The following is a 24,281-nucleotide window of genomic DNA, read 5'->3' on the forward strand; positions in this document are numbered from 1 at the left end:
TCCGTCCAATCATCATGAAGGCAAGTTCGGACCGTTTGCGGACGCAGGGGGTCCGGATCCGAACTCGTAACGAGGAGGAATCATGTCGGTAGTTGCCGATTTGGCCGCAATGGAGACTGCTGCCAAGCACGTCGAAACCGTGAACGGGCAGATGCAGACCGAGATCGCCAGGGTCCGTGACATTGTCGCCGGTTCGCAAGGCAACTGGAAAGGCGCGGCCGCCGGTGCCTTCATGAAGATCATGGCGGATTACGACCAGAAGGCGCGCCAGCTGAACGATGTGCTCGCCGAGATCGCGGTTCAGATTCGCGAGAACGGGCGGGGCTACGACGCACAGGAACAGGCAAACTTGGCCGCTATGAATGCTGCAGGTGCCTCGGGTGATCTCGGTGGCGTTGCTTCCAGCCTGAATATCTGAACCTAGTCCCACATCAGTCTCGAGGAGTTTCCATGTCAGAAGTGAAGTATTCGTCAGAGCAGTTGCATGCTATGTCGGATGACCTGCTCGCCGCGAAGGGCCGGTTGGCCGAAGCGCACCAAGAGCTGCAGGGGTATGTCAACGGCCTGGTTTCCACCTGGGAATCCGGTGCCCGGGATGCCTATCTCCAGAAGCAGCAGCGGTGGAACGATGCCATCGAAAGCCCTGATCAAACCACCGGATTGCTGCCGATCATCCAGGCTGTTTCGAAGGTGGTCAAAGACGGTGCCGTCGATATGGCGACAACCGATGCGCAGAACGCTGCCAAGTGGATGTGACGTATTCTTGTCGATAGAACTGTGCCCCAGGTGCAACTGCCCTGGGGCACAGTTCTATCCCGTCATGTGGATTACTGCATGGTGTGTAGCTGAGTTTTCCTTCTGGACTGTTCCGGCGCTGTCAACGGCTATTCACGAGAATCGCGTACTGGGCGGCAGTTGTCTGGTGAAGTTCCGGTGAAGGGAGGTCGCCCAACCCAAAAGCATCCACCAGTGCGACGTAACGGTCGTAGACGGCCACGCAATAGAATCTCTCGAATAAACCGAACGTGTAGCTACGCTGGACGCAGCGGGCATCGGCCAGTCCGGCCGGCCCGCGAATCTCTTCATCGTATCTGCCCGGACGAGCAAGGGCCGCTTGTAGTGCGAACGCCTGTTCGTTTGTGCCGGTGCGATAGACAATGCCCCCGTTTCGCGCGACCAGGTCGACCCCGTAAGCGGTGTAGTCCGGGAACGGCTCGGCGTCGTACTCGAAGTGAATATGAGCCTCCGGCGGGTAGACGCCCTGGAACGCGCCATACATCCCGTTGCCACCGTGTTCTTCCGGCAGAACCATATTCATGATCCCCTCGGGATTGAGCGGAAGATCCAGGATGTCGTCGGCCGGGGTAGGAGTCAGGTCTGCCATGGCGTCCAGTTGGATATCCAGAAGCCGCTTCATCCTGTTTCCCATTTCACCGAACTGGTCCGGCGGCGCAGAAAATGATCCCACTATGACGTACGGTCCTTTGACGGCAAAAACATTTCCGCGGTCGCGAGTGGGTGGGGCTCCCGCGTGGATGTCGGTGTATCCCGGAACCGGCACATTCTCTCGGCCGGGGTGCAACACATCCAATTCGGCGTCGAACTCGTTTGCTGCTGTACGCGCGTAATGGTCGTTCCCGAACCGCAGAACGGCAACCGCCGTGCTCTTTTCAGTTCGGGAACTACCGTTACTCCGTTGGGTTCCCGCACCTGCTACGAGATAGTTCCTGCTCGCGATTGCTGCGAATGTATCCGGAAAGATGGATCCGAACGTCAAGGCGCCGTCCATGATCAGTGACGTGTCGCTCAGATACCGTAGATCCGGGTCCATCTTGTGTGGTGACGCCAAGTAGGCCAGCATGCGTCTCGCCTCGATGGCGTAGATATCGGCCGTCACCACCAGGTCTGGATCGAATGCAGACGGTTCGGTGGGGGCCAGACCATAGTCTAGTTCCGCCAGGTCTACCTGCGTCATCCCAGGAACTGCTCGTCCGGCGACAGCATCACCGCATCCGGTGGTGACTGCTGCGGCAACGATGCCGACAATCGCGAGTTTCAGCCCGATCCAGGGACGTGCACTTTTACCTGCGGCGTTCAATTATCCCCCTGTGTACTCGTGAACAATGTTGCACTGTGTGGTGCCACAGCACGCGGCCTTCCATCGCCCCGTGCCGTTACCCGTCTGCTTTGTCGAGGAGAAGGTACTGCGCCGCCACTTGTTGGTGTAGATCCTGAATTTGATTCGAGTCGCCGACTACAACGGTGTACCGGCCGGTCGTGAAAATGCAGGAGTATGAACTGGTCTCCTCGGGATTTTCCGAACAGGACGCCGCCGGCAAACCTGGCGGCGAATCGACCGGTTGAAGCGCGGAGTCTTGTTGCGATACGAAGAAGGCCTTCAAACGATCGGCTGCGGCGGGATCCCCTGCTCGATAAATTGTGGTCGCGCCGAATACCGTGAGATCGACATGAGCGTCTTCGAACGCTCGCTTTGCCAGGTCCGGTCGTTGCAGGAAATTCAGCGCGACGTCGGGATCCATCACTGCTTCCGCAGTGGGCTCGGGGCCCACCAGTGTGTACTGAAGTAATCCGTCCCGGTCGACCGGTAACTCGTCGATCCTGTCGGGCGGTGTCGGCTCGTAGCTTTGCAGAGCGCTGAACTGCCTGTCCAAGACATGTTTGAAGAGTTCGGCCAAAGCGGCGGGATCCGGGGGGATGTCAACGCCGGATCCGACCCATGCCTGGACCATGAACGATCCCTGGGCGACCCATACCGATATACCGCCGTACTTGCTGACCTGTCCGAAAGCGCCCGGATAGCCGGGGACAGCGATCGGTCCGATCGGCGGATACTTTCCGCGCAAATTGGCATCCGACAGGTATTTCGCGGCATGTTCTGCCTGTTGCGGTTCTGCGAACCGCAACACTGTCAACTCGACCACCCTTCCGTGGACACTGTTTTCTCGGCGCTGCCCGACCGTTTTCCACCCTGCTATGAAACCGGGCACTTGCGCCGAGAAGTCGAATTCAGTGTATTTCGGGGGATTCTTCTGTGTGATTATCTTGCGCACTGAAGAGCCCACTTGATTGAAAACGAACCCGGGCTCGCTCTCCATGATCATTGGAACGGAGGCGCCGAGTCGGAGTGCTTCCTGAATATCGATATTCTCAGGAGTGCGTACTTCCTCGGCAGATCGCGGGTCCGTGGGGTAGTTGCCCGGCTGGAGCGCGCCTGTGTCGACAGCGGAGGGGTTGTTGGAACCATCGCCGCAGCCGGTTCCTGTGAACAGTGCAACGCAAACCGGTAGCACTATTGACAGGCGTTTCAACGTTTGCATATCGTCCTCCCCGATAGGTCAGATGACCTTCGATATGTCTGGAACCAACTCGCTGACCAGAGTGCCGGGCGATTGGTCGGTCCATACCTGTAACGCTTGTACGGTTGTAACATCATCTACTACAACGATTTTTGCGGACGAATTCAGGAATGCGGTCGGTAGACCGCCGAGACCGCCGTTTCCGGCGGCATTGTCGGTTCGGCCGACAATTATCACATCCAGAAGGTCGGGCAGGTCCAATGCACTCGGCGCCAGCTCGCGTGGTGACTGCTCGTTTCGGAGCGGCAGGTATTCGTCGCTGTACCTGAAGCCGATATCACGGAGAAAGTTCGCCTGGGGCGAGCCGTCGAGGGCGGCCGAGAACATCGAGTTCCCGTAGTTGAAGACTGCAATGGTCTTCCCCGCGAACTCAGGGTGTTCCGAACGGACCTGGGCGAGGTCGGGGCCAGTGGACGGTCCGGAACTACCCCCGGAGGCCGCGTATATACCGCCGGCGATCGCGAGGACCGCGACAATTACCGACGCCGTCGCGATAAGCAACTTCCGCCGCATAGGAGCTCTGCTGTTGCCGTGGTTCGAGGCGGAATATTCTGATCCCTCGCGTGGCTGGGTGATGATGGAGGCTTGGTCGCGCTGGGTAACGGCTGTAGCTGTCTGTGGGTGCGTGCCGGTGTAGGTGGAAGGCGCTCCGTGGCCCGTTGTCCGGTAGTCGCCGTCGGGTGCGACGTACCGGCTCCGTCCGTAGAGTGCGGCTTCCGCATCGGCAACAAAATCGCGGCAGCTACCGTAGCGGTGTGCTGGATTCTTCGCGAGCACTTTCGCGAAGACATGATCGAGTGCGGGCGGCAAGTCACGCCGAACCGCGGAAATTTGCGGCGGGGTCTCGTTCAGGTGGCCCATCATCACCATCGCCGGCACCGTCGACGGGTATGGGTTCTGTCCGGTCAGCAACCTGTAGAACGAGCAACCGAGGCTGTAGATATCGGAGCGGTAGTCGATTTGCTGTCCGAGTAGTTGCTCCGGCGAGGCATAGGCGATCGTAGCCATGAACTTGCCGGTCGCGGTGAGATCCTGGCCGTCTTCTACCGACTTGGCGACGCCGAAATCCGTGAGCAGTACCCGCTCTTCATCGTCGTCGGGCGAATTCGACAGCAGGAAGTTGGCCGGCTTGATATCCCGGTGCAGCAGGCGCCGCCGGTGCGCATAGTCGAGCCCCTTGCCCACCTCGGAGATGATCCGCAAGGCGCGCTGGACAGTCATTACAGCGGGGCCTCGCTGAGCCTCCTCGGAAGCGTCGGTGCCCGGCACGAACTTCATCGCGATCCACAGCAGGCCATGCTCTTCACCGCGGTTGTACACAGGGACGATATTGGGATGGTCCAAGCCGGCGGCGAGGCTGCCCTCACGTTCGAAACGTGCACGGAACTCGGGGTCATTCGTCAGTTCCTCGCTGAGGACCTTGATGGCGTCCTGGCGCGGCAGGCTCGGATGCTGCCCGAGGTATACCGAGCCCATACCGCCGCTGCCGAGTATGCGTTCTATTCGGTAGCCGCCGATAACGGCGCCGGGCGGCAGTGCCATTTGCTTCTCCTCCTCGAGGCCACTCGTCTATCGGCTGTTGGCCAGGATGGCGTATTGAGCGGCGGTGGTCTTGTAGAGTTCGGGTGAGGGCAGGTCACCGGCCCCTGAAGTGTCCACCATCGTTACGTAGTTCTCGAAAACAGTCACGCAATAGAAACCTTCGATGAAACCGAAGCTGTAATCGCGTTGGATGCAACGTGAATCGGCGATCCCCGGTGGTCCGGGGATTTCCTCGTCATACTTTCCCGGACGGGCCAGCGCTGATTGCAGTGCGAAAGCTTGTGCGACACTACCCGTGCGGTAGACCACTGCCCCATTTCGAGCTACGAGGTCTACGCCGTAGCTGGAGTAATCGCCAACGGACTCCGCGTCATACTCGAAATGTTGGTGAGCTTCGGGTGGGTAAGCGCCGAGCAGTTCATCGTACAGGCCGAATCCGCCACTGTACTTCTCCGGAAGCGTGAGATTCATGATGCCATCGGGATTGATGGGCAGGTCCAGGATATCGTCGGCCGGTGTCGGAGTCAGGTCTTTCATCGCCTCGAACTGCCAGTCCAGGAGTTGTTGCAGCCTGACTGACATATCGCCGAATTGATCTGCCGGCGTTGTCACCGAAACGGCGATTACGTAGGGCCCTTTGACGGCGATCGCTTGCCCGCGGTCATGATTCGGACCGACTCCCGCGAGGACACCTGGGTGCCCGGGCACGTCAGTCTTTTGGCGGCCCGGATACAGCACATTCAGTTCGGCGTCGAACTCGTTCGATGCAGTCCGTGCGGATGTTTCGTTGCCGAACCTCAGCACGGCGACAGTACCGGTTTTCTTCCTGCGTTCGCTTTTGTTTTCGCGCGCTGTTGCCGCTCCGGCGACAAGGTGGTTCCGCTCTGCTATCGGCTCGAACGAATCCGGAAAGAAATTGCCGAAAGCCAGCGAGCCCTGTGTTATGACCGTTGTATCGCCCAGGTAGCGAAGTTCGGGATCGATTTCGTAGGGCGAGGCCAAATAGGCCAGCATACGACGCCCCTCGATATCGTAGATCTCAGTGGTCAGCATCATTGCATCCAGCTCGAATTCGGTCGGCTCGCTCGGAGCCGGCCCGAAGTCCAGTTCGGTGAGATCGACCGGTGTCATACCGGGGCTTGCGTGACCGGATAGCGTTTCACCGCACGCGGCTGTCGTTACGGCGATTACGACAGCGACAAGTGCGGTGGTCCATGCTCTGTGGCGGCGCCGCCCCTTGGTGCCTGTGGTCACGAACCCCCCTAGTTGCCCGTGAGTAGGGCGTACTGAGCGGAGGTCTTCTGATGCAGATCTTGGATCTGCGCTCCCTCGACCTGAGCGAAGTACTTACCTGTATGTAGAACACAGAAGCTCGAAAGCCGTTCGTATTCTTCGGTCTTCCTGCGATAGCATTCCGCCTCACCTTCGGTGATCCCGGCGGGCGCGTCGAGTGGCTCCGCCTCGGCCGACTCCGTATCCGGTGGACGCAGAAGGTCCCATAGTGCTTCGGCGCCCTGGACCGAGGCACTGCGCATCACAACAGTCTCGGCGAGCGCGATCGCGGTGACCTGACCCTTGTCCAGGAATTCGAGACTGGTCAATCCGTCGACTGCATGCAGTGCTCCGCGCCCACGGAAGGTGCTGGATGGCCCAACCATGGTCGTGAGCTGCTCGTTTCTCGGCAGCGCCACGCGCAACACCCCGTCCGGGTCCAGTGCGATATTCTCGAGTTGATCTGCAGGAGTGGGCTCGAAATCGTCGAGTAATGGCATCTGCACATCGAGTAGAGACTCTGTCCGCCGAACCATGTCCGGTAGGCCGGATTTTCCGGAGTAGTCGTCGTATTTGACGAAGACTACGTATCGGTCATGACTGGTCCAGCTGCCGAGAGACGCAGTACCGGGCCGCCAGTGCGCTTTCGAATGTGGATACTTTGCCAGTTGTACGGGCCGGTTGTCGGCGTTATAGGTGAAGTCGTCGCGCTCGAGCCCTGCGGCAACGGCTTCAGCGGAGGCCGCGTCGGGGAACATCAACACAGCGACACTCATTTGCTGCGTGGTGCCGATTTCACCTTCTGTCCCCCAGGCGTGGACCCAACCGGCTATGAGGTCCGACGCAACCTCGTCGAAGGTGTCGTTGATGACCAGTGACTGCATATCCCGGCGGTCCATGACGACCGGTCCGCCGGTCCCCAAGAGGCGTTTGACGTATATGGGGTCGGCTTCGAAGGGTATGGCAACGTAGTCGCCCAATCGCTGGCCTTCGCGGTATCGGGCCGCCTCATCGTCCGCCGCAGTGCCGTAGTCGATCGGTTCGGTCGGGTAGTTGCCGACGCTCAGCCCGGAAAGGTCGGGTTTCGCCCGTACCGCTTCCCCCGCAACCACAGTTCCACACCCCGCAACCCCGGCCAGCAGTGCGCTCGATGCCAGTACACCGAGGATTCTGCGCAGCACGACAGGTCCCGTTCGGTGCATGGCGCCCCCCTTACGTTTGCGATCTCGCGGAATCGTACTGCACGTTCTGCAGCGGAAGCGTGATAAGTCCCGGCGTATGAAGGATGACCAGCTTTGATGTAGTCGGTTGACCGGCAAGGTGTTCCGCGGAAGTTGCGCCGATCGGCGCTTGAACCGTAATGGGCCTTCGCCTACCCGAGATGGCCGATAGCACAACCGGCCGGGTAGGACTCCGGACACAATCAGCGCGCTACCCGTCCGCCGGCCCGCCGATCTGGATGATGGATGGTGTGCGTTCCCGCAGGTACGGCGTTATCGCCGCTTCGATCGTCGCGTTGTTTCTCACCGGGTGTGGGGTGGGCGAGGAACTCGTGCCCATTCCCGAGGGGACCCCACCCGGCCCCGGGGTGCCGGTTCCGGTGATCGATATCGATGCCCCCGGCCGGACCGCGGCGTTGTTGAACGGGTGGGCGTCGGAGCATGCGGATCGGCTGGAGATGCCGGTGGCGGCGTTGGAGGCGTATGGGTATGCGGCGGCGGTGATGGGGAGGTCGCGGCCCGAGTGTGGGGTCGCTTGGACGACGCTGGCGGGGATCGGAAGTGTGGAAAGTGATCACGGCCGGCATCGTGGTGCCGAGGTGGGGGTGGATGGGATGGTGCAGCCGGGGATCATCGGGATTGCGCTGGACGGGTCGCCGGGAGTGGCCGAGATCCGGGATACCGATGGTGGGCGGTTCGATGGGGATACGGTTTACGATCGGGCGGTCGGGCCGATGCAGTTCATCCCGGAGACCTGGCGGAAGTGGGGAGTGGACGCCAATGGGGACGGGGTGGCCGATCCGCACAGTATCGATGATGCGGCGTTGACGGCTGCCCGTTACTTGTGTGTCAGCGGTGGGGATCTGCTGAGTGCGGAAGGGTGGAGCCGGGCGCTGTTCACCTATAACCGGTCGCAGAGCTATATGGAGGAGGTCCGTGACCGGGCGGCGGCCTACAGTGTCGGCCGCCGCGTGTGAGGGGAATGCGGCCCCTGCTCTCTGAACTCGGCGCATGGCTGTTGGGGCCCGGCGAGACCTCCACTGGGAGTGGCGGCGAACCTGCAGCGACCGCGTTCAGCCGAGGTCGCCGTGGAAACCGTCGCCCCGGCGAGGAACAGGCCGCGTCAGCTCGTCCCTGCGCCGTCGAGGTGTGTGCGGTGCGTGCGCAGAGTCCCGCCCACCGGCCGCCGACTACGGGCCCTTGGCAAGGCTGCTCGCGGACCGACCTCGCTCGGGCGTGCTGTGGCTCATGGGCGGCGCGCGCGTGACCTCGTGACACTGTTCGGCACGGCGGGGTTGGGCGCGTGGCGGTGTACCGGATGGGCAGCAGCTTCCGGGGAGCTCGGCGTGGTGCGGGGCGGCAGATGGACTGGCTCCGAGCGGGCCTACTAGGCTCGCGACTGCACGGCTCTTTCCTGATCACACCGTGCCGACAGCCGAAGGAGTGTTGTTTTCGTGGCCATCATCGAACAGGTCGGAGCTCGCGAGATCCTGGATTCGCGCGGTAACCCCACCGTCGAAGTCGAGATCGCCCTCGACGACGGCACCCTGACCCGGGCCGCGGTGCCGTCGGGTGCGTCCACCGGTGAGCACGAGGCCGTGGAACTGCGGGACGGCGGGGAGCGCTACCTCGGCAAGGGGGTGCAGAAGGCGGTCGAGGGTGTTCTGGACGAGATCGCGCCGGCGGTGATCGGGTTGGATGCCGTCGAGCAGCGGACCGTCGACCAGGCGCTACTGGATCTGGACGGCACCCCGGACAAGTCCCGGCTGGGCGCGAACGCGCTGCTGGGTGTGTCGCTGGCGGTGGCGCGGGCGGCGGCGGAATCGTCGGGGCTGGAACTTTTCCGTTATCTGGGCGGGCCGAACGCGCATGTGCTGCCGGTGCCGATGATGAACATCCTCAACGGTGGCGCGCACGCCGATACCGGGGTGGATGTGCAGGAATTCATGGTGGCGCCGATCGGGGCGCCGACGTTCAAGGAATCGCTGCGCTGGGGCGCAGAGGTCTATCACGCGCTGAAAGCGGTGCTGAAGGAGAAGGGGCTGGCCACCGGGCTGGGCGACGAGGGCGGGTTCGCCCCGGACGTCGCCGGTACCCGGGAGGCGCTGGACCTGATCAGCGTCGCGATCGGGAAGACCGGGCTGAAGCTGGGCCGGGATGTGGCGCTGGCGCTGGATGTCGCGGCGACCGAGTTCTACTCCAACGGTGCCTACCAGTTCGAGGGCTCGGCACGTAGTGCCACCGAGATGGCGAAGTTCTACACCGAGCTGCGCGCGGCGTACCCGCTGGTGTCGATCGAGGACCCGCTGTCGGAGGACGACTGGGACGGCTGGGTGGCCCTCACCGACGAGATCGGCGACAAGGTGCAGCTGGTCGGCGACGACCTGTTCGTCACCAACCCGGAACGGCTCGAGGACGGTATCGCCAAGGGCGCCGCGAATGCGCTGCTGGTGAAGGTGAACCAGATCGGCACGCTCACCGAGACCCTGGACGCCGTCGACCTCGCGCACCGCAACGGGTACAAGACGATGATGTCGCACCGGTCGGGTGAAACCGAGGACACCACCATCGCTGATCTGGCCGTCGCCGTCGGCAGCGGGCAGATCAAGACGGGTGCGCCGGCGCGTAGCGAGCGGGTGGCGAAGTACAACCAGCTGCTGCGGATCGAGGACGCGCTCGGCGATTCGGCCCGGTACGCCGGCGATGTCGCCTTCCCCCGGTTCACCTTCGAGGACTGAGCACGACGATGGCGGAGCGGCGTGCGCGCGGGACCAGCCCGGCCGGGCGGGGTAACCGGCGTACGTCGCGTGCGCCGTCCCGGCGGCCTGCCGCCGAAGTGCACGGCGGTGCCGAACGGGTGCGGCGCACCACCCGCCGGTCTCGCAGTCGCGCCGCGGGGGCCCGGGACTGGTCGGAACGGACCATCCTCGGGCTTTCCGCCGGTAAGGCGATCATTCTGGCGATGGTGGTGTGTGCGCTGGCCATGACGCTGGCGGTGCCCATGCGTACCTATTTCACGCAACGCTCCGAAGCCGCCCAGCTGGCGGCCGAACGCCGGACGCTCGAGGCCGATATCGCCGTCCTGAAGGACCGCCGGGCACAACAGGAGGATCCGGCCTATATCCGGTCCGAGGCGCGGGACCGGTTACGGCTGGTGATGCCGGGGGAGACCCCTTATATCGTGCAGGTCCCGGGTATCGAGGTACCCGCCATCCCCGACCCGCAGGCGCCGCGCGACGTTCCCGACCCGTGGTACACCGACCTGTGGCGCAGTATTTCCGAACAACCACCCGTCGAAGAATCGGCCCCACCCGCGCCGCAGCCGGAAGGAAACAGGTGAGCACACCCGACGACCGAGATCTGCAGATCGTCGCCGAACAACTGGGCCGCGCCCCGCGCGGGGTGCTCGCCATCGCCTACCGGACACCCGACGGTCTGCCCGCGGTGGTGAAGACCGCGCCGAAACTGCCCGACGGGACTCCCTTCCCGACGCTGTATTACCTGACCGATCCGCGGCTCACCGCCGAAGCCAGCCGGTTGGAGTCCGCGGGCGTGATGAAGGGAATGAGCGAACGCCTGGGCCACGATCCCGAGCTGGCCGCCGCCTACCGGGCCGCGCACGAGAGTTATCTGGCCGAGCGCGACGAGATCGAGCCACTGGGCACCGATTTCAGTGGCGGCGGTATGCCGGACCGGGTGAAATGCCTGCACGTGCTGATCGCGCACGCGCTGGCCAAGGGTCCGGGGGTGAATCCGCTCGGTGACGAAGCGGTGGCGCTGGCCGCCGAGAACGGTTTACGGGGGACCGCGGTCCCGGCGGACTGGCCGCACTACCCACCGCCGGAAGACGAATCATGAGGCGAGACGCCGACCGCCGCGGACCGCATGGACCAGCTTCGAAGGAGTCGCCGTGACCGACAGGGTGGCCGCCGTGGATTGCGGCACCAATTCGATCCGCCTGCTGATCGCCGATATCGGCGCCGACGGCACGCTGACCGATGTGCATCGGGAGATGCGGATCGTGCGGCTCGGCAAGGGCGTGGACGCGACCGGCCGGCTCGACCCGGCGGCGATCGAACGCACCCGGGTTGCGCTGGCCGACTACGCGACACTGATGGCCGAGCACGAGGTGCGGCGGGTGCGGATGGTCGCCACCTCCGCGACCCGCGATGCGGCGAACCGGGAAGATTTCTTCGCGATGACCCGCGCCGAACTGGGTCGCGTGGTGCCGGGTGCCGAGGCCGAGGTGATCACCGGCGACGAGGAGGCGCGGCTGTCGTTCGCGGGCGCGGTGGGTGAGTTGCGGCCGGAGGACGGGCCTTTTGTGGTGGTCGATCTGGGTGGCGGCTCCACCGAGCTGGTGGTGGGGGACAGTACCGGTGTGCGGGCGGCGTTCTCGGCCGATATCGGCTGTGTGCGGGTCACCGAACGGTGCCTGCACGGGAATCCACCGACGGCCGACCAGGTGGCCGCGGCCCGCGATTTCGCGTCCGGGCGGCTCACCGAGGCCTTCGCCCATGTACCGGTGGACGGTGCGCATACCTGGGTAGGGGTGGCCGGCACGATGACCACACTTGCCGCGGTGGCCCTGGACCTGCCCGAATACGATTCCGCGAAAACGCATCTCGCGCGGATCGAACTGCCGGAACTGAACGCGGTCTGCGATCGGCTGATCGGGATGGATCACGACGAACGGGCCGCGCTGGGTCCCATGCATCCCGGGCGGGTGGATGTCATCGGCGGCGGCGCCGTGATCACCGAGGTGCTGGCGGCCGAGCTGGCCGAGCGGGCCGGTATCCGGGCACTGGTCGTCAGCGAACACGACATTCTGGACGGTATCGCCCAGTCGATCGCCTGACCCGGGCGCACGCGCCGACGTGCGATATCGGTTCGGTGCGGTATGCCACGCGGCGGGTGTGGTTCATGGCACAGTCGGAGAATGTCGGAAGCACCTTCCACGGCGGTCCCCGGCCGGACCTTTTTCGGGCACCCGATCGGCCTGGTCAATCTGTTCGGTGTGGAGCTGTGGGAGCGGTTCTCCTTCTACGGCATGCTCACGATCCTGGGCTATTACCTGTACTACGAGACCACCGACGGCGGGCTCGGGCTCGACCAGGACGCGGCTGTCGGGCTGGTAGGTGCTTACGGCGGTCTCGTCTATCTGTGTACGGTGCTCGGCGGATGGGTGTCCGACCGGTTGATCGGGATGGAACGGACCGTCTTCTACGGCGGGGTCGTGGTGATGGCCGGGCATATCGCCCTCGCCCTGATTCCCGGACTGGCCGGAGTCGGCATCGGCCTGGTGCTGGTCGCCTTGGGGAGTGGCGCGCTGAAATCGAATGCGTCGGCGCTGCTGGGCACCCTGTACCCGAAAGGTGACGCGCGGGTCGACGGCGGGTTCACGCTGTTCTATCTGGGAATCAACCTGGGCGCCTTCGTCGGGCCGCTGCTCACCGGGCTCCTGCAGGAGGAGTGGGGTTTCCACGCCGGCTTCGGGGCGGCCGCGGTCGGGATGGCGCTCGGGCTGATCCAGTATGTGGTATTCCGGCGCAATCTCGGAACCGCCGGCCGCGACGTACCGGATCCGCTGCCGCGCCGCGCGTTCGGCCCGCTGGCGGGGCTGCTGCTCGTCGCGATTCTGGTGATCGTGGGTGTGCTGGTGACCGGCCTGGTCACGATCGGCAATCTCCCGGATGTCACCACGGCGCTGATCGTGGTGGCCGCCCTCGTCTACTTCGCCGTACTGCTCACCCACCGCCGGGTCACCGCGGTCGAACGCAGCCGTGTATGGGCGTTCGTGCCGCTGTTCGTGGCGAATGTCGTGTTCTGGGCGCTGTTCCAGCAGATCTTCACCGTGCTGGCGGTGTATTCCGACGAACGGATGAACTGGAATATCTTCGGCTGGACGGCACCGTCGAACTGGATCGGCTCGGTGGAACCGGTGTGGATCATCACGCTGTCGCCGCTGTTCGCGTTGCTGTGGACGAAACTGGGCAGGCGGGCACCGAGCACGCCCCGCAAATTCGCGTTCGGTGTGATCGGGATGGGGGCGGCATTCCTGCTCTTCGTGCCGATGGCGGGGAGCACCGGTAAGGCGGTGCCGGCGCTGGCGGTGCTTTTCATCATGGCCGTGTTCGCCGTCTCGGAGCTGCTGATCTCGCCGATCGGGCTGGCGGTCACCACTCAGCTGGCGCCCGAACATTTCCGCGCACAGATGATGGCGCTCTACTTTCTGTCGGTAGCACTGGGCACCACGCTTTCCGGCGTACTGGCCCGGTTCTACTCGGCAGACGCCGAATTCGCCTACTTCGGGATCACCGGGCTGGTCGCCATCGCGGCCGGTGTCGTGATTGCGGCGTTGTCGTCGTGGATAACCCGATATATGTCGGGCGTGCACTAGCGTTTCCGATACTCGCGCCAGAGACGAGGAGACTGCCGTGACGACCCCGAAGAGCCGCAGTTCGCTGTTCCGCACCAAATCGGTGGAGCAGTCGATCCGCGACACCGACGAACCCGGCGCGAAACTCCGCAAGGAGCTCACCGCATGGGACCTCGCGATCTTCGGTGTCGCCGTTGTCATCGGCGCCGGTATCTTCACGCTCACCGCCCGCACCGCGGGCAATGTCGCCGGGCCGTCGGTCTCGCTGGCGTTCGTATTCGCCGCCGTCGCGTGCGGGCTCACGGCGCTGTGTTACGCCGAGTTCGCCTCGACCGTGCCGGTGGCCGGTAGTGCGTACACGTTCTCCTACGCGACCTTCGGCGAGCTCGCCGCCTGGATCATCGGCTGGGATCTGCTGCTGGAGTTCGCACTCGCCGCCGCCGTGGTTTCCAAGGGGTGGTCGCAGTATCTCGGTCAGGTCTTCGATCACGGCGCCGCGGTCGTCGATATCGGCGGGGTGACCTTCGATTGGGGGGCGGTACTGCTGATCGCGGTCCTGACCACGCTGCTCGCGCTCGGCACCAAATTGTCCTCGCGTGTTTCGGCGGTGGCCGTGGCGATCAAGATCGGGGTCATCCTGCTGGTGATCATCGTCGGCCTGACCTTCTTCGACTCCGCCAACCTGACCCCCTTCATCCCGGAATCGGTACCCGTCGAGGAAAGCTCCGGGCTGACCCAGTCGCTGTTCTCCTGGGTGACCGGTGGCGGCAACAGCAGCTTCGGCTGGTACGGCCTGCTCGCTGCGGCGAGCCTGGTGTTCTTCGCATTCATCGGCTTCGATGTGGTCGCGACGGCGGCGGAGGAGACGAAGAACCCGCAGCGCGACCTGCCCCGCGGGATCATCGGGTCGCTGATCATCGTGACCGTCCTGTACGTGGCCGTGACGGTGGTGCTGACAGGGATGGTGCCCTACACCGAGCTCGCCGGTGACAATGCCACCCTGGCCACCGCCTTCGAAGTGCACGGAGTCACCTGGGCCCACCGGATCATCGCTATCGGCGCGCTGGCCGGTCTCACGACCGTCGTCATGGTGTTGCTGCTCGGCCAGACCCGGGTGCTGTTCGCCATGTCCCGGGACGGGCTCACCCCGCGGTGGTTCGCCAAAACCGGTTCGCGCGGTACTCCGGTACGGATCACGGTGACCGTCGGGGTCGTCTGCGCGATCCTGGGCGGGTTCGTGGACTTCGGCACGCTCGAGGAAATGGTCAATATCGGGACCCTGTTCGCGTTCCTGCTGGTCGCCATCGGCGTGGTGGTCCTGCGCCGCACCCGCCCCGATCTGCCACGTGGATTCCGCGTGCCCTTCGTGCCCTGGGTGCCGATACTTGCGGTGCTGGCCTGCCTGTGGCTGATGGTGAATCTTTCCGTGGAAACCTGGCTGCGTTTCGCAGTCTGGATGCTGCTCGGTTTGGTGATGTACTTCGCATACGGCCGGCGGCATTCGCTGCTCGGCAAGTCCGCTTCCGAACAGGGGTGATGGCGATGCGTCTACCGTGGCGGTGGTTCCGGCGCCGGGACGAACCGAAGTTCTACGAGCCACAGCGAACCGATGCCTCGGGTACCGAGCTGGTGGTGGAGTGGATCGATGCGGTCACCACCGGTCTGGCCACGGCCCCGCCCGGACCACCGGAGGCGGCCCCGGCCCGGGTCTGTGACGGGATGTTCACCGCCGCCACGATCGTCGCGGTGCTCATCGACAAGATCGCCGACCGCACCGAGTACCGGGTCGCGAACAACCGCTGTATGGCCTCGGCGGTGGATTTCATGAAGGTGCTCGGTGAGGACACCCTGCGCCGCTACCGTATCGACGGGGTGCAGCCGGTGGGCTGGGAGAACCTGGGTCCGGAGATGGACGAGGCGCTGATCGCCCGCCGGCTGGGCCGGCTGGGCGAGGCGCTGCAACTGGCCTTACTGGCAGTGACAACAGATTACGATTTGTCCGACGAGGTTCGCGAGGCGGCGGAGGAATCGGGTTTGCTGGCGGCGGACGTATTGGTCGAGGCCTGTCAGGCGATTCAGACAGATCCCACCATGTGACTCACTTGCGCCGGGTATTCCGGTACGGGTGTACGAGTCGGTAGTGTGTGGTCCGCACGCCCCCATAGCCCAATTGGCAGAGGCAGCGGACTTAAAATCCGCACAGTGTGGGTTCGAGTCCCACTGGGGGCACCGTGGCGCCGCGGGTGGGGCGCCATGCTCTGGATCGCGCGCGGTGTCCGATTGCCGAGCGATCCGCAGGGCGTCCGCAGTGGTCCTTTCGTGAGATATCGGGAGGCGCCGGTGTAGATCGCGCCACGGTCAGGCGATTTCGGTGGGGCGGGCGGCGAGGGCGCGCAGGATGTAGTCGGCGAGTTGTTCGAGGTAGCCGGGTTCGGCGGGGGCGCGGCGGATGATCAGTCGCCAGTAGATCGGGGCGGCGGCGAGATCGAGGGCCAAGTCCAGATCGAGGTCGGGGGGTAGTTCGCCACGGTTGACGGCGCGGTGGAATGTTGCCGCGCCCAATGCGCGCCGGGGGGAGCACAGGGAATCGGTGACCGGGGCGAGGTCCGGGTTGCGTAGCGCCTCGGCGGTGAGGTCGGTCAGCAGGGTGGCGAAGCGGGGATCGGACAGCCAGTCCTGCACCGCGCGCAGGGTTTCCAGTAGATCGCCGCGCAGCGAGCCGGTATCGGGGGGTTCGGTCGACGGCAGACTGATTTTCGACAGGACTGCCGTCACCATCTCCTGTTTCGACGGCCACCGGCGATACAGCGCGCTCTTGCTCACCCCGGCGTCCTTGGCGACCGCCTCCATCGCCAGTCGGCTGTAGCCCTGTGCGGCGAGTTCGCGCAGTACCGCGTCTTCGATCGCCGAGGTGATCCGGTGTTGCAGGACGGCGGCGCCGGTGGGAGTTCGTCCGGGTCGTTCGGTCATGCGATGAGTTTACGGCTGGACGGTACCGTCTCGTCCTTCTATAGTGTGGACGGGACGGTACCGTATCGTCCGTTTATGGAAGGTGAGTTCATGGCCGAGTCATCCCGCACCGCCGGCGATCTCTACGCCGAATCCCTGCGGCTGCTGCTGGCGAAAGATATGTCCGGGTATGCCGGACTCTGGGCCGTCGACGGCGTGATGGAGTTTCCGTTCGCCGCCCCCGGCTATCCCGCACGACTCGAGGGTCGCGCCGCCATCGCGAACTATCTCCGCGGCTACCCGGACCTACTGGACGCCCGAGAGATCACGGCACACACCCTGCACCAGTCGACCGACCCGGCGACCGTCGTGGCCGAGTTCGAGGCCGCGGGCCGGGTTGTCGCCACCGGCCGGCCCTATCGGATGCGATATGTCGCGGTCCTCACCGCACACGACGGCGAGATCGTGTCCTACCGCGACTACTGGAGCCCGCTGGCCGCCGCCGAGTTCATGGGCGGGCTCGACGAGCTCACCAGCGCTTTTGTCGGCGAAAGCGCGAACCGATGAGTGAATCGTCCACCACATTGGTGATCGGGGGCACCGGGACGACCGGTAGCCGGGTGGTCGCACGTCTACGCGCCCACGCCGCCGGCGTACGTATCGCAACCCGGTCGGCCGCGGGCGGTGGTCCGGAACTCGTTCGCTTCGACTGGGGCGAGCCGGAAACATTCGCCGCCGCCGTCGAGGGGGTAGACCGGATCTACCTGATCGCGCCTCCGGGCGACGTCGATCCTGTCCCGCGTGTGGGGAAGCTCCTGGAAACCGCGGTCCGGGCCGGGATCCGGCGGGTGGTCGTGCTCGGTTCGTCCGCACTACCGGACAGCGACTCCGGGCCCGGTGCCCTGGCCCCGTTGATCCGGACGATGATGCCCGAATGGGCCGTGCTCCGGCCGTCCTGGTTCATGCAGAACTTTGCCGGTCAGCTCGCGGCGGGTATCCGGGAACGGGGCGAGATCGTGACGGCGACAGGCGACGGTCGAATCGGTTTCGTCGATGCCGCCGATATCGCGGCGGTGGCCGCCCGGGCGCTGCTCGACCCCGCACCGCACAATGCCGACCATGTGATCACCGGTCCCGCGGCACTGAGCTACGCCGACGCCGCCGGGATGATCTCCGCCGCCACCGGCCGGGTGGTGCGGCACCGGAATGTGAGCACCGACGAGATGGCCGCCCGGTTCACCGAGATGGGCCTGCCGCCGGATTATGCGGCCTTCCTCGCCGGTCTCGACGAGAAGATCCGGCACGGCGCGGAAAACCGTGTCACGACCACTGTCGCCGAGGTGACAGGGCGCCCGGCACGGTCGTTCGCCGACTTCGCCGACACGCACCGCGCGGCCTTCGCTCCCTGACCACATCGCGAAGCTGGGCGGGTCTGTCGGCGCGTGGTGACTAGGGCTGCGGGGTGGATTCGGGCTGCTTCTTGTACACCCCGCGACCCACCTGCAGGTAGGAGAGGCGGTCGGCCGCGCGGGTGCTGAACCGGCGGACGACATCGAAGACGTGGGCGTCTTTGCCGATGACGACCCGGCCCTTCCCCTTCATCGTCGCATCGACCATCCGGCGCGCGACTTTCTCGGGCTTCGCCGCGAAACCTTCGGCCAGCTTCTCCGGTGCGCCCATCTCCTTGGAGACCTGCCGCACGAGATCGGTCCACACTGTCCCGGGGAGCACCGTGGTGACGGTGACCTTCGAGCTGCCGCGCAGATCCTGCGCCATCCCGTAGCTGAACAGCGCGAGTGCGGCCTTCGAGGCGCCGTACACCGCGGAGCCCGGGAAGGGGGCGATCGCCGACAGGCTCGAGGTGTTCATGATGACGCCCTCCGGCCGATCCTCGAGGTGCGGGAGGAAGGCGCGCGACATCCACACCGCGCCGAAGAAGTTCACGCGCATCAACGTTTCGATCCGGTCGTCGCTGATATCGGCGAGGGTCTGCAGGTTCTGCGGGATACCCGCGATATTGAACACGCCGTCCACCTGCCCGTGTGCAGCGATCACGGTCTCCGGGAACGCGGCCACCGCGTCACGGTCGGCGATATCGAGCCGGTAGGCGGTGAAGCGGCCGGGGTCCGAGGCCAGTGCTGCGGTGCGGGCCAGGGCCTGCTCGTCGAGGTCGGCGCCGGCCACGGTCGCGCCGCGGCCGATCAACTCCAGTGCGACGCATCGCCCGATTCCGTTTCCGGCTCCGGTGACTACGAAGACGTTTCCCGCGACCTGCATGCTCGATCTCCCGTTATGTTCGCTGGACAGCTGTCCGAACGTATCAGGCGAATCGCGCACGGTGTCGTCGTCATCCTGTGCATCGGGCATAGTCGGTGTGTGCGAGCGCCTCGAATACATCTGGGTCCTGACCATGAGACCGCCCTGGCCGCCGGGATCGAACGCGGCGGTGGCGTCCTGGTCCCGCTCGCCGACGCGGACGCGGTGGTCTGGGCGCAGGGCCCGGATACGTTTCCCGCCGAGCTCCCGGAGTCGGTCCGCTGGGTGCAGCTGCCCTCGGCCGGCGTCGAATCGTGGCTGGCGGCCGGACTCGTCGACCACCGGCGGGTCTGGACCTCCGCGGCCGGCGCGTACGCGGGCAATGTCGCCGAGCACGCGACACTGCTGTTGCTCGCCGGAGTGCGCGGGCTCGCCGAACAGGCGCGGGCGGCCTCCTGGCGCAAGGCGGAGTTCGATGCCCGCGTCGGCACCCTGCGCGGCGCGACGGTGGCGATCGTCGGCTGTGGCGGTATCGGCCGCGCGATGATCCCGTTGCTCACCGCGTTCGGCGCCCAGGTCCTGGCGGTGACCCGATCCGGTATCCCGGTGCCCGGTGCCGCGGAAACAGTGGATGCAACCCGGACCGCCGAAATATGGTCACGCGCCGACCATTTCGTTATCGCGGCCCCCTCGACCGCGGATACCGCGCACCTCGTGGACGCGGGCACACTGGCCCGGATGAAGCCGACGGCGTGGATAGTGAACGTGGCCCGGGGTGCCCTGATCGATACCGAGGCGCTGGTGCGCGCGCTGGGCGACAACACGATCGGCGGTGCGGCGCTCGACGTCACCGACCCCGAGCCGCTGCCCGCCGGCCACCCGCTGTGGACATTGCCCAACGCGCTGATCACACCGCATATCGCCAATCCCGCGACCGGGCTCACCAGGGCACTGGCAGAGCATGTGCGAGTCAATGTCGAACGCTTCGCGGCCGCGGAGCAGCTGCTCGCGGTGATCGACACCGAGCGCGGCTACTGAGAGTTCCCCTGACTCGGAGTTCGCGATCGCACACGCGCCGTTCGCAGTGGTGGCGGGCGGATCGGTGCGGGTGCACGAACGCGCCGCCGCGATTTCCGGCGACATGCCTGCCCGATTCGGGTGGGAGCGCGGGCCCGGGCGGGGTAGTTTCTGCCTATGACGGATCCGTCGTACAACTATGGACGGCAGGACCCTTACCGACAGGGTCACCAACAACAGCCGGGGTACCCGCAGCAACCGGGGTACTCCGAGCCGCCGGGTTATGCGGAGCCGGCGGAGCCGAAAATCAACCTGGGCCGGTTGTGGGCAGGCGGGCTCGGCACCGCCGTGGTGGTGGCGCTGGTCATCGTGGTCGCCATCATGCTGGTACGCGGCATCCTGAACATCGCGGTCCTGGCCCCGGAGGGCGCGGGTGCCTACGGAACGGTCTCCACCACCTCGTACGCGATAGCCGGCGCCGCCGCCGCGATCGCCGCCACCGGCCTGCTGAACCTGCTCCTGGCGCTGATGCCGAATCCGCTGCAGTTCTTCTACTGGATCACGGGGCTGGTCACGGCGCTGGCGGTCCTGCTGCCGTTCACCCTGGTGGCCGGGCTCGACGCCAAGATCGCCACCGCCGTGATCAACCTGATCGCGGGCCTGTGCATCATCACGCTGCTGGGGTCGATCGGGGCGGGCGCGATCGACCGGCGTCAGCAGTACTGAACCGGAGCTGCCCCGCTGCATCGAGCGAGGTACCCGCGCGGGCACGTCGACGAGCCGGCTCCGGACCATTTCACACGCGGGCGAATGATTCGGTCTTTTCCGCCGGTGCCGGAGCAAGCGGTTCGGGTTCCGGCGGCAAGTTTCCGGTACGGGGCCGTGAACGGTGGCGAACGTAGAGCAGGTGCAGCACGCCGATACCGATGAGGCCCAGCGCGAAGGTGGCGATTCCCAGCGGCATACCCGGCGGCCGCCACGTGACCTCGAGTTCGGCGTTCTCGGTGCCCGCCGGTATCTCCACCGAGACGAATATTTCGTCGAGGGCACCGGAGTCGTGCTCGCGCCCGTCGATCGTGGCCCGGTAGCCCGGCCAGGCCAGGCGCGCGAACGTGATACGCCCGCCATGCTCCGACGAGACCCGCACGGTACTGGTGTTCTCGGTTTCCGAGACCGAGACCGCGTCGACACCTTCGGTATGGGCGATTCGGCCGGCCGTCGTCGAGACGGGGCCGGTATCGCGCTCCAGGACCCAGATCCATTTGTCGTTCGGCGGATAGTCCACCCAGTGCCAGCCGGGTGGGGGCGGGTTGTCGCGGGCATCCGGATACACCAGCCGCATCAGGGTGATCCGGTCCACCTTCATCAGGTCGACCAGGGGTTCACCGGTCTGCGGTTCCGGGGCGAAGATCTTGTCCAACGCCTCCGGGCAAGTGCTGCCTTCCCAGCGCATACAGGTGCGTTCCGAGAACGCGCGGTGCCCGATAGGGGTGTAGCCGTTGACGTAGTCGAGTCCGAGGTCCGCGGCATACAGGCCCACCACCAGCGAACTGTAGACGCCGGTGAGGTCCTTGGCGTCGCCCGGGAAGATCGAACTGTTGCCGAGTTGCAGTGTTGTGCCGTCGAAGTCCGGGAACAGCGCCTGCGCCGCGGAGCGACGTTCGGGCAGGTTCCACGACATCGGGTGTGGATACGAGCTGTCCACCTGGTAGTACGCGATCGGGGCGAAGGTGACCAGCAGCGCCGTACACGCCGCTTTCCGGCCCCATTTCGCGAACACCACCACGACCGCGATCCCCAGTACCAGCACGACCGCGGCGGCCCCGATATGCGTCCAGATGCGGTCCCGCGGAGCCGAGGACACCGACCGCACCAGCAGCGCCGGCACCAGCACCCCGGCCACTCCGAACCGCGTTCGCCAATTGGTGAGGGTCCCGTGGCGGCTCAGCAGGACACAGCACAGCACGAGCAGCCCCAGGGCGAGCATCGGCAGAACCCGCGCCGGCCACCGCAGTGGACCGAAGGCGGCCGGACCTGCGGTCCACATCAGCGCAATACCGGCGAAGATCACCGCCCCGGCGGACTGCCGCAAGGTCTGCCCGGCCGCCTTCCAATCGATGAATGCCAGCGCCGGAATCAGGAACCAGGCGATATATACGATCGGCATCGGCTGGATCAGGCCGAACCACGAATTGAACGACGGGAGTGTGCTGGGCAGGCTCGCATTCAGCGATTCCGACCACGGCACGGTCATGAAACCGTCGTTGTTGATCATGTCGTCGGCGGTCCGCCAGGTCACTTCGGCCGAGAGTATCGAGGGCAGGTAGGTCATGAGCCCCGCTGCCCCGGCGCAGCCGGCGGCCAGCAGTAGTCGCACCGACGGCCATGGTGTGCGCTGATACACCCACTCCCCGGCGGCCACGGCGACGATCATGAACGCGGATTCGACACCGGGCCAGACATATCCGAGAGTGATTGCGAAGAACAGGAATACGAACACCGGGACCGGGCCGCCGCGGCCGCGTGCGTAGCGCACCCCGGACGCCCACGCATGCGTCAGCCACGCCGTACCGGCGAGACCGAGCACCCAGCTCGCCTGGTCCAGGAACAGCAGCCATCCCGAAAAGCAGAACGCGACACCCGCCACCGCCGCCCACGCCGGGTGCGCCCGGTACGCCAGGCACACCCGGAACACGCCGAGCGCGAGAACGATCGAATACGCGAGCTTGACCAGGGTGGCCAGCACGACGAGGTTGTCGAACGACGGCGCCAGCAAAGCGACCAGCAGCTGCGGCGGGTTGAACACACTGGCCTGGCCTTCGACCAGGAAGTTCCCGGACATCCACTGTTCCGGTGCGATACCCGGGAATTCGCCTTCGCGCAGGCGCCGCCCGACGTCGAGCCAGAGGGGAACGTACTGGGCCTCGGTGTCGTCGGTGTAGAAGTGCCGGGAGTTGGCGAACAGTACCGCGGCATACCCGGCGAGCACCCCGAGAACGGTCGCGGCGGCCCAGCACAACGTCGTCTTTCGTTCAGCTCGTAAACCGAAGTCAGGCACGGTTCAGTGACATTACAGTCCACGCGGCCGGTAAAAGTGGTGTGGGTCTCATAAATCGGCGTACGGCTATCGAAGGTCCCGCGAATCGGCTGCCGGATAAACGGATCCGGCCACAGCGCCGGCACTATTCGACCGGCCGCACCCGGACCAGCTGTTTGCCCAGGTTCGCCCCGTCGAACAGCCGTTGCAACGCGGCCGGGGCATTCTCCAGGCCGTCGACGATATCCTCGGCCCAGCGCAGTTCGCCCGTGGCGACCCAGCCGGCCAGCCGCGTCAGTGCGGACGGGAAGAGCGCGGCGTGGTCGAAGAACAGGAAGCCCTCCATGCGGGCGCGACGGAAGGCCAGCTGCATATAGTTCGCCGGGCCGGTTCCGTAACCGTCGGCGGTGTAACCGGAGGAGAGGGAACCGCACAGGGCGATCCGGGCGTGCACAGCCAGGTTGTCCAGTGCCTGTTCCAGCAGCGCACCGCCGATATTGTCGAACACCGCGGTGAGACCGTCCGGCGCGAAATCGCGTAACCCGGCCCGGATATCGTCGGTGCGATAGTTCAGGCAGGCGTCGAACCGTGCGGTATCGCGCACCCAGCCGGTCTTGTGGTCCGATCCGGCGGTACCGATCACCCGTGCGCCCGCCAGCCGGGCGATCTGCCCGGCGAGGGATCCGACGCTGCCGGCAGCGCCGGTGACCAGTACCGCGTCGGTTTCGGCGACCCGTAGTACTTCCGTTACCCCGATATAGGCGGTGAGTCCGCTGACTCCGAAAACCGTGAGCGTATGGCGGGGTTCGATACCCGGCGGTACCGGATTGACGCCGAACAGGCCGCCGGTGCGGGCGATCGCGTACTCCTGCCAGCCGAGTTCGCCGTAGACCCACTGGCCCTCCGGCAGCTCCGGGTTGCGCGATTCGACCACGCGACCCACCCCGCTGCCGCGCATCACCGCACCGATATCCACCGGGTGGATGTAGGTCGGTCCGGGGTTGAGCCAGGTGCGCTGGGTTGCGTCGATACCGAGCCAGAACACTTCGATCAGCGCCTCACCGTCGGCCGGGATCGGCCGGGGGACGGTCTCGGTGGTGAAGGTGGTAGTGGTGATTCCGGCGGCAGGCCGGTCCCGGAGGATTATCCGGCGGCAGGTTCGGGCAGGCACCGGCCAGGTTTACCAGGAGTGGGAGAGCTCGCCGAACGATTATTTCGGCGAGCCCCGTGAA

At 65.4% G+C, this 24,281-nt stretch carries 23 protein-coding genes and 1 tRNA gene; 15 read left to right on the forward strand and 9 right to left on the reverse strand.

Annotated elements, in window-relative coordinates; all coding sequences use genetic code 11:
* Positions 1 to 82 precede the first annotated feature (82 nt).
* Complete coding sequence (locus tag QH196_RS09670; RefSeq protein ID WP_280415422.1) at positions 83 to 418, forward strand: WXG100 family type VII secretion target; 336 nt, start codon at positions 83 to 85, stop codon at positions 416 to 418.
* Positions 419 to 450: 32 nt separating this feature from the next.
* On the forward strand, positions 451 to 756 hold the full coding sequence (locus QH196_RS09675; RefSeq protein WP_280415423.1) for a WXG100 family type VII secretion target: 306 nt from the start codon (positions 451 to 453) through the stop codon (positions 754 to 756).
* A gap of 121 nt (positions 757 to 877) precedes the next feature.
* Here QH196_RS09675 and QH196_RS09680 read toward each other — a convergent pair whose 3' ends face one another.
* The 5 genes from QH196_RS09680 to QH196_RS09700 all read right to left on the reverse strand — a co-directional run bounded on the left by QH196_RS09680 (position 878) and on the right by QH196_RS09700 (position 7,372).
* Positions 878 to 2,098, reverse strand: coding sequence for a DUF7373 family lipoprotein (locus QH196_RS09680; protein WP_280415424.1), 1,221 nt, complete (start codon positions 2,096 to 2,098; stop codon positions 878 to 880).
* Between the two features lie 76 nt (positions 2,099 to 2,174).
* Complete coding sequence (locus QH196_RS09685; RefSeq protein ID WP_280415425.1) at positions 2,175 to 3,338, reverse strand: DUF7373 family lipoprotein; 1,164 nt, start codon at positions 3,336 to 3,338, stop codon at positions 2,175 to 2,177.
* A gap of 18 nt (positions 3,339 to 3,356) precedes the next feature.
* Positions 3,357 to 4,919 carry a serine/threonine-protein kinase gene (locus QH196_RS09690; RefSeq protein ID WP_280415426.1) on the reverse strand — a complete coding sequence of 521 codons (1,563 nt, stop codon included), beginning with the start codon at positions 4,917 to 4,919 and terminating at the stop codon, positions 3,357 to 3,359.
* Between the two features lie 27 nt (positions 4,920 to 4,946).
* Positions 4,947 to 6,173 (reverse strand): DUF7373 family lipoprotein, encoded by a 1,227-nt coding sequence (locus QH196_RS09695; protein ID WP_280415427.1) that lies wholly within the window; start codon positions 6,171 to 6,173, stop codon positions 4,947 to 4,949.
* Positions 6,174 to 6,181: 8 nt separating this feature from the next.
* On the reverse strand, positions 6,182 to 7,372 hold the full coding sequence (locus tag QH196_RS09700; RefSeq protein WP_280415428.1) for a DUF7373 family lipoprotein: 1,191 nt from the start codon (positions 7,370 to 7,372) through the stop codon (positions 6,182 to 6,184).
* 281 nt (positions 7,373 to 7,653) lie between these two features.
* On the opposite strand from QH196_RS09700, the gene QH196_RS09705 reads away from it, so the two are divergent.
* The 9 genes from QH196_RS09705 (at position 7,654) to QH196_RS09745 (ending at position 16,019) form a co-directional block, all read left to right on the forward strand.
* On the forward strand, positions 7,654 to 8,388 hold the full coding sequence (locus QH196_RS09705) for a lytic transglycosylase domain-containing protein (RefSeq protein WP_280415454.1): 735 nt from the start codon (positions 7,654 to 7,656) through the stop codon (positions 8,386 to 8,388).
* Positions 8,389 to 8,865: 477 nt separating this feature from the next.
* Positions 8,866 to 10,149 (forward strand): phosphopyruvate hydratase, encoded by a 1,284-nt coding sequence (eno, locus tag QH196_RS09710; protein WP_280415429.1) that lies wholly within the window; start codon positions 8,866 to 8,868, stop codon positions 10,147 to 10,149.
* A gap of 8 nt (positions 10,150 to 10,157) precedes the next feature.
* On the forward strand, positions 10,158 to 10,751 hold the full coding sequence (locus tag QH196_RS09715) for an FtsB family cell division protein (protein ID WP_280415430.1): 594 nt from the start codon (positions 10,158 to 10,160) through the stop codon (positions 10,749 to 10,751).
* Positions 10,748 to 11,269 carry a DUF501 domain-containing protein gene (locus QH196_RS09720; protein ID WP_280415431.1) on the forward strand — a complete coding sequence of 174 codons (522 nt, stop codon included), beginning with the start codon at positions 10,748 to 10,750 and terminating at the stop codon, positions 11,267 to 11,269. The genes QH196_RS09715 and QH196_RS09720 overlap by 4 nt, the downstream gene beginning before the upstream one ends.
* Before the next feature lie 52 nt (positions 11,270 to 11,321).
* Complete coding sequence (locus QH196_RS09725; protein WP_280415432.1) at positions 11,322 to 12,269, forward strand: Ppx/GppA phosphatase family protein; 948 nt, start codon at positions 11,322 to 11,324, stop codon at positions 12,267 to 12,269.
* An 81-nt stretch (positions 12,270 to 12,350) separates the two neighbouring features.
* The gene (locus QH196_RS09730) at positions 12,351 to 13,811 is read left to right on the forward strand and encodes a peptide MFS transporter (protein ID WP_280415433.1); all 1,461 of its coding nucleotides are present in this window, start codon (positions 12,351 to 12,353) and stop codon (positions 13,809 to 13,811) included.
* A 37-nt stretch (positions 13,812 to 13,848) separates the two neighbouring features.
* A complete protein-coding gene (locus tag QH196_RS09735) occupies positions 13,849 to 15,327 on the forward strand; it encodes an amino acid permease (protein ID WP_280415434.1) in 1,479 nt (492 codons plus the stop codon).
* Positions 15,327 to 15,887: a hypothetical protein gene (locus QH196_RS09740; protein WP_280415435.1), complete on the forward strand. Its 561-nt coding sequence runs from the start codon at positions 15,327 to 15,329 to the stop codon at positions 15,885 to 15,887. The genes QH196_RS09735 and QH196_RS09740 overlap by 1 nt, the downstream gene beginning before the upstream one ends.
* Before the next feature lie 58 nt (positions 15,888 to 15,945).
* Positions 15,946 to 16,019, forward strand: a tRNA-Leu gene (locus QH196_RS09745).
* A gap of 129 nt (positions 16,020 to 16,148) precedes the next feature.
* On the opposite strand, the gene QH196_RS09750 is transcribed toward QH196_RS09745, so the two are convergent.
* Positions 16,149 to 16,760: a TetR/AcrR family transcriptional regulator gene (locus QH196_RS09750; protein WP_280415436.1), complete on the reverse strand. Its 612-nt coding sequence runs from the start codon at positions 16,758 to 16,760 to the stop codon at positions 16,149 to 16,151.
* A 90-nt stretch (positions 16,761 to 16,850) separates the two neighbouring features.
* On the opposite strand from QH196_RS09750, the gene QH196_RS09755 reads away from it, so the two are divergent.
* Positions 16,851 to 17,306 (forward strand): nuclear transport factor 2 family protein, encoded by a 456-nt coding sequence (locus QH196_RS09755; RefSeq protein ID WP_280415437.1) that lies wholly within the window; start codon positions 16,851 to 16,853, stop codon positions 17,304 to 17,306.
* Complete coding sequence (locus tag QH196_RS09760; protein ID WP_280415438.1) at positions 17,303 to 18,148, forward strand: NAD(P)H-binding protein; 846 nt, start codon at positions 17,303 to 17,305, stop codon at positions 18,146 to 18,148. Before QH196_RS09755 ends, QH196_RS09760 begins: the two co-directional genes overlap by 4 nt.
* Positions 18,149 to 18,188: 40 nt before the next feature.
* Here the strand turns inward: QH196_RS09760 and QH196_RS09765 are convergent, their stop codons facing one another.
* On the reverse strand, positions 18,189 to 19,106 hold the full coding sequence (locus QH196_RS09765) for an SDR family NAD(P)-dependent oxidoreductase (RefSeq protein ID WP_348538058.1): 918 nt from the start codon (positions 19,104 to 19,106) through the stop codon (positions 18,189 to 18,191).
* 9 nt (positions 19,107 to 19,115) lie between these two features.
* Here QH196_RS09765 and QH196_RS09770 point away from each other — a divergent pair, with 9 nt between their 5' ends.
* Both QH196_RS09770 and QH196_RS09775 read left to right on the forward strand, forming a co-directional pair.
* On the forward strand, positions 19,116 to 20,033 hold the full coding sequence (locus tag QH196_RS09770) for a D-isomer specific 2-hydroxyacid dehydrogenase family protein (RefSeq protein ID WP_432279463.1): 918 nt from the start codon (positions 19,116 to 19,118) through the stop codon (positions 20,031 to 20,033).
* A gap of 156 nt (positions 20,034 to 20,189) precedes the next feature.
* Positions 20,190 to 20,738 carry a DUF6069 family protein gene (locus QH196_RS09775; RefSeq protein ID WP_033244317.1) on the forward strand — a complete coding sequence of 183 codons (549 nt, stop codon included), beginning with the start codon at positions 20,190 to 20,192 and terminating at the stop codon, positions 20,736 to 20,738.
* 70 nt (positions 20,739 to 20,808) lie between these two features.
* Here QH196_RS09775 and QH196_RS09780 read toward each other — a convergent pair whose 3' ends face one another.
* Both QH196_RS09780 and QH196_RS09785 read right to left on the reverse strand, forming a co-directional pair.
* Positions 20,809 to 23,070: a hypothetical protein gene (locus QH196_RS09780; protein WP_280415439.1), complete on the reverse strand. Its 2,262-nt coding sequence runs from the start codon at positions 23,068 to 23,070 to the stop codon at positions 20,809 to 20,811.
* Between the two features lie 124 nt (positions 23,071 to 23,194).
* A complete protein-coding gene (locus QH196_RS09785; protein ID WP_280415440.1) occupies positions 23,195 to 24,220 on the reverse strand; it encodes an NADP-dependent oxidoreductase in 1,026 nt (341 codons plus the stop codon).
* Positions 24,221 to 24,281 lie beyond the last annotated feature (61 nt).

Source organism: Nocardia carnea, assembly GCF_029868325.1.
GTDB classification, from domain to species: Bacteria; Actinomycetota; Actinomycetes; order Mycobacteriales; family Mycobacteriaceae; genus Nocardia; species Nocardia carnea_C.

Excerpts from the sequence above, each read along its gene's own strand:
- QH196_RS09670 (WP_280415422.1), top strand. The coding sequence starts at position 83 with ATGTCGGTAGTTGCCGATTTGGCCGCAATGGAGACTGCTGCCAAGCAC.
- QH196_RS09675 (WP_280415423.1), top strand. The coding sequence starts at position 451 with ATGTCAGAAGTGAAGTATTCGTCAGAGCAGTTGCATGCTATGTCGGAT.
- QH196_RS09685 (WP_280415425.1), bottom strand. The coding sequence starts at position 3,338 with ATGCAAACGTTGAAACGCCTGTCAATAGTGCTACCGGTTTGCGTTGCA.
- QH196_RS09690 (WP_280415426.1), bottom strand. The coding sequence starts at position 4,919 with ATGGCACTGCCGCCCGGCGCCGTTATCGGCGGCTACCGAATAGAACGC.
- QH196_RS09705 (WP_280415454.1), top strand. The coding sequence starts at position 7,654 with ATGGATGGTGTGCGTTCCCGCAGGTACGGCGTTATCGCCGCTTCGATC.
- QH196_RS09715 (WP_280415430.1), top strand. The coding sequence starts at position 10,158 with ATGGCGGAGCGGCGTGCGCGCGGGACCAGCCCGGCCGGGCGGGGTAAC.
- QH196_RS09730 (WP_280415433.1), top strand. The coding sequence starts at position 12,351 with ATGTCGGAAGCACCTTCCACGGCGGTCCCCGGCCGGACCTTTTTCGGG.
- QH196_RS09740 (WP_280415435.1), top strand. The coding sequence starts at position 15,327 with ATGGCGATGCGTCTACCGTGGCGGTGGTTCCGGCGCCGGGACGAACCG.
- QH196_RS09750 (WP_280415436.1), bottom strand. The coding sequence starts at position 16,760 with ATGACCGAACGACCCGGACGAACTCCCACCGGCGCCGCCGTCCTGCAA.
- QH196_RS09755 (WP_280415437.1), top strand. The coding sequence starts at position 16,851 with ATGGCCGAGTCATCCCGCACCGCCGGCGATCTCTACGCCGAATCCCTG.
- QH196_RS09760 (WP_280415438.1), top strand. The coding sequence starts at position 17,303 with ATGAGTGAATCGTCCACCACATTGGTGATCGGGGGCACCGGGACGACC.
- QH196_RS09765 (WP_348538058.1), bottom strand. The coding sequence starts at position 19,106 with ATGCCCGATGCACAGGATGACGACGACACCGTGCGCGATTCGCCTGAT.
- QH196_RS09775 (WP_033244317.1), top strand. The coding sequence starts at position 20,190 with ATGACGGATCCGTCGTACAACTATGGACGGCAGGACCCTTACCGACAG.